This window comes from Thermomonas fusca (genome assembly GCF_005862345.1).
Classification (GTDB): Bacteria; Pseudomonadota; Gammaproteobacteria; order Xanthomonadales; family Xanthomonadaceae; genus Thermomonas; species Thermomonas fusca.
The window spans coordinates 1-3,744 of sequence record NZ_SROY01000012.1; the positions used below are offsets into that span (position 1 = coordinate 1).

A 3,744-nucleotide genomic window follows, 5' to 3' on the forward strand; every position below is an offset into this window, starting at 1 on the left:
CCCAAACGCTGGTATCCACTACTATCAACCCCGGACTCTAGATCAACCTGCTACTGAAAGCGGGGGGACGTCGGGCCTACACCGAGAGGCTGGCAGAGGCCAAAATTGCACCCTCGGTGGGCAGTCGCGGTGACAGCTACGACAACGCCTTGGCCGAGACCATCAACGGCTTGTACAAAGCCGAGTTGATTCACCGCCGGGCACCGTGGAAAACGAAAGAAACTCTGGAACTGGCCACCCTCGAATGGGTGTCCTGGTTTAACCACCACAGGCTCCTTGAGCCCATGGGGCACATTCCGCCCGCAGAAGCTGAGGCAAACTACTACCGGCAACTCGCCAGTCAGGCCACCTCGGTGGCGACCTGACTTAAACCAAACTGCCTCCACGAAACCCGGTGCGGTTCACTCGGTAGATGCCATCGATTCACAGCTTCGCAAGATCGAAGGGCAGAGCCTTGGGTATAAAGTGGCTCGTTTCTTCGGTCTTCTGGGGCGGTGATTTACGCGACCTGCAGTGTCGGATAGTCTGTATAGCCCTTGGCGCCACCTGCGTAGAACGTGTTGGAGTCAGGCGCGTTCAGCGGTGCCTTGGCCCTGATGCGTGCGGGCAGGTCCGGGTTAGCCAGGAAGGCGGTGCCAAAGGCCACAGCGTCAAGCTTACCTTCGGCAATAGCTGCCTCTGCCTCATCAGCGCTGTAACCCATATTGCCCACCAACACACCCTTGTACTTTTCACGCGCTACGGGCATGACATCGGCCTTCTGCACGCCGAAGAAATCGGCACGCATCACGTGCAGGTAGGCTAGCTTGAAGGCATTGAGCCTATCGGCCAGGAAGCCGATGAGGGCCAGCGGGTGGCTGTCTTTCATGCTGTTGAAGCTGTTGAGGGGCGACAGGCGCAGACCCACACGTTCGGAACCGATCGCCTGGGTCACGGCAGTAAGTACCTCGAACAGCAAACGTGCACGGTTTTCCAGCGATCCGCCGTAAGCATCGGTGCGCTGGTTGGGCGTGTCGCGCAGAAACTGGTCAATCAGGTAGCCGTTGGCGCCGTGTACTTCCACACCATCAAAGCCGGCGGCAATGGCGTTGCGTGCGCCTTGAGCAAACGCAGCCACGATGCCGGGAATCTCTTCGACGGTCAGGGGGCGGGGCACCGCGTGCGGCACCTTGCCTTGGGGCGTGTGGATCTCACCCTCAATAGCGGTAGCGCTGCTGGAGACAATGGGGGCGCCATCGGCAGCGCCAGGGTAGGCTGCGCGGCCAGCGTGCCAGATCTGCATGAAGATGCGTCCGCCCTTGGCGTGCACCGCGTCGGTCACCTGCCTCCAGGCTGCAATCTGCGCGTCGTTGTAGATGCCAGGCTCATTGACGAAGGCCGATGTACCGGGCGCCACCATGGTGCATTCGGAAATCAGCAGGCCGCCGGTGGCTCGCTGGCTGTAGTACTGGGCCATCAGCGCGTTGGGCATGTGGCCAGCGTCGGCACGGGCGCGTGTCAATGGTGCCAGAAGGATGCGGTTGGGCAGGGTGAGAGAACCTACTTGAAGTGGATTGAATAGCATGTGGATGAAAACCCAGATTAGTGAACAGAAAACAGTGGTAAGGCTAACAGTATTCCCAATACTCAGACCTTTGAAAGGTCACTGAACTTTGAAAGGTCACTGAAGACTGCTTTGGCACGGCTGGTGCTTTTGCACCCAACGCACGATGTAGTAGACGCAAGTGGGTAAGCCTTTGCTTCCGACAGTTTCGCGGTGGTCTCCAGCCGTACATGCACCAAACGCCTTTGGTCATCCACCGCGTCGCAACTCCCTGACACCCCGGCCCAGCTTGCGGCGCAACAGGGCCCGCAGGGTCACCCCATCCGAGTACCCGACCTGTGCGGCGACCTGGTCGACGCTGGCGCTCCCGGTGCGCAAGAGATGGACGGCATGCTCCACGCGCAAGTCCTGGAAATACGACAGGGGTGTCTTGCCCAAAACGCTTTGCAGCCGCCGGGCCAAGGTGCGCTCGCTTGTGCCCGCGGCGCTGGCCGCCTCGGCCAGCGAGAACCCCTGCGCGAGCCGACGTCTGGCCCAGCACTCGAAGCGCTCTACCATCGGGTCGGCATGCGCAAGGTGGTCGGGAATCACGAACTCGGCTTGCGAACTGCGTGTCTCGACCAGCAGATAGCGTGCCACCAGGGCCGCCAGCGCCGGACTGCGCCCGCGGATGATGCGCAAGGCCAAGTCGACGTGGGCCAAAGCGGCACCCGCGGTGGTGAAGCGTGTCGAGTTCACGATCATGCGTGACTCGTCCAGCGTGACGTTCGGATAGCGCTGCCGAAACATCGGCCCCAGCCACCATGACGTCGTCGCACGATGCCCATCAAGCAGGCCACTCTCTGCAAGCAAGAAACTACCGGAGCAAGCGGCACCAAGGTGCGCGCCAGCGGTGGACCACTGCTGTAGAGCCGCGACCGCATCGGGCACATCGGGGCGTGTGAGCCGAGCCGAGAGCGTGTCAGGCATCTTGTCGCCAAACGCGGGCACGAGCACGACGTCAGGTTCGGGCACACCACGCGCAGTGACCACGGGCACCGTCAAGCCTTGCGCAGTTCGGATGCGACGCCGCACACCCACCAGCGTGAGCTCTATGTGCCCGGGAGCCTGTGGCAGCGAGCCCGCCATCGCATTGGCCAAGCCTATTGTGTCAGTGAGCGCCGCAAGCCCCAGATCAAACACGCCATCACAAACAAGGAGGTGGAGTTTCATGGCAACAATGATATCAATGTTGTCATTATTGCCTATAGAGATGTCTGTCATGAAGACTTAGATTGCAGTCTCTTCGATCCCTTCACCCACTTTTCCATTTACCCAAAGGAATACAGCATGACCAAGCTCGCCTTGTTTGTTCGCCTCGAAGCTAAACCCGGCCAGGAGGCTGCGCTTGCCGACTTCCTGGCCAGCGCACTGCCGCTCGCCAACGCCGAGTCCGGCACCACGGCCTGGTTCGCATTGAAGTTTGGCCCTTCGACATTCGGTGTGTTCGATGCCTTCGCCGATGAGGCAGGTCGCCAGGCACATCTGAACGGCCAGATCGCCGCGGCCTTGATGGCCAACGCAGCGGCCTTGCTCAGTTCTCCGCCCAATATCGAGAAGGTCGAACTGCTTGCAGCCAAACTGCCTGCATGACAACTCGGCCTTGACCCAATCAGGTCACGCTGCAGGATGGGGGTCACACAGCCCTACGTGCGATCCCAACCTCCTTGCTGTCATTCTTGCAGTCTATGGATTTTCCGGCGAGAAAAGGGCAGATTCAAGCCTGCCCACCCACACCCTTGAACTTCTCCACAAACGCAGCGATCTTCTGAAACGCCGTCTGCTTCTTGGTGAGGTACTACGGGTTCAGAGTGATACGGCCCAGCAGGCCAAGGACGTAGTGGCACACCGCGACACGTACCTCAACGACATCGTCTCTGATGGCGCCGGCCCCCTCTGGGAGGCCCGCTAATGGCCCTTTTCACCATCACCGTCCAAAGGCCTGGTGATCGCCAGCCCACAACTTGGCTGTTCGATGAAGTCTTTCAGGCGCGCAATGCACGCGAGTTGGCCTCGCAGGAGAAGATCCTGATCAGCAACGGCGAGGATTTCATCACCGACTTCGACGAATTCGCCGCCTGGGTCTGGACCGACCAGATTTCCGTAGACACTCAGTCGCTGCGTTGCGCGTAGCGCCTCTCGAACTCTACTGGTGACATGCC

Annotated in this window: 4 protein-coding genes and 1 pseudogene; 3 read left to right on the plus strand and 2 right to left on the minus strand. The window is 60.3% G+C overall.

The annotated features are described in order from the left end of the window. Nucleotides 1-77: 77 nt before the first annotated feature. A pseudogene (locus E5S66_RS13465) lies at nt 78-365 on the plus strand (integrase core domain-containing protein); the annotation flags it as partial. A 134-nt stretch (nt 366-499) separates the two neighbouring features. Here the strand turns inward: E5S66_RS13465 and E5S66_RS13470 are convergent. Beyond that, nucleotides 500-1,564, minus strand: coding sequence for an alkene reductase (locus E5S66_RS13470; protein ID WP_138350044.1), 1,065 nt, complete (start codon nt 1,562-1,564; stop codon nt 500-502). 228 nt (nt 1,565-1,792) lie between these two features. Beyond that, entirely contained in the window at nt 1,793-2,806 is a 1,014-nt protein-coding gene (locus E5S66_RS13475; protein ID WP_138350046.1) for a GlxA family transcriptional regulator, read from the minus strand. A gap of 66 nt (nt 2,807-2,872) precedes the next feature. On the opposite strand from E5S66_RS13475, the gene E5S66_RS13480 reads away from it, so the two are divergent. Continuing rightward, nucleotides 2,873-3,175 carry a putative quinol monooxygenase gene (locus E5S66_RS13480; protein WP_138350048.1) on the plus strand — a complete coding sequence of 101 codons (303 nt, stop codon included), beginning with the start codon at nt 2,873-2,875 and terminating at the stop codon, nt 3,173-3,175. A 318-nt stretch (nt 3,176-3,493) separates the two neighbouring features. Next, nucleotides 3,494-3,715 carry a hypothetical protein gene (locus E5S66_RS13485; protein ID WP_138350050.1) on the plus strand — a complete coding sequence of 74 codons (222 nt, stop codon included), beginning with the start codon at nt 3,494-3,496 and terminating at the stop codon, nt 3,713-3,715. Nucleotides 3,716-3,744 lie beyond the last annotated feature (29 nt).

What these genes read in the sequence shown, in the direction of transcription:
- E5S66_RS13470 (WP_138350044.1), bottom strand. Translation starts at nt 1,564, where the DNA reads ATGCTATTCAATCCACTTCAAGTAGGTTCTCTCACCCTGCCCAACCGC.
- E5S66_RS13475 (WP_138350046.1), bottom strand. Translation starts at nt 2,806, where the DNA reads ATGACAGACATCTCTATAGGCAATAATGACAACATTGATATCATTGTT.
- E5S66_RS13480 (WP_138350048.1), top strand. Translation starts at nt 2,873, where the DNA reads ATGACCAAGCTCGCCTTGTTTGTTCGCCTCGAAGCTAAACCCGGCCAG.
- E5S66_RS13485 (WP_138350050.1), top strand. Translation starts at nt 3,494, where the DNA reads ATGGCCCTTTTCACCATCACCGTCCAAAGGCCTGGTGATCGCCAGCCC.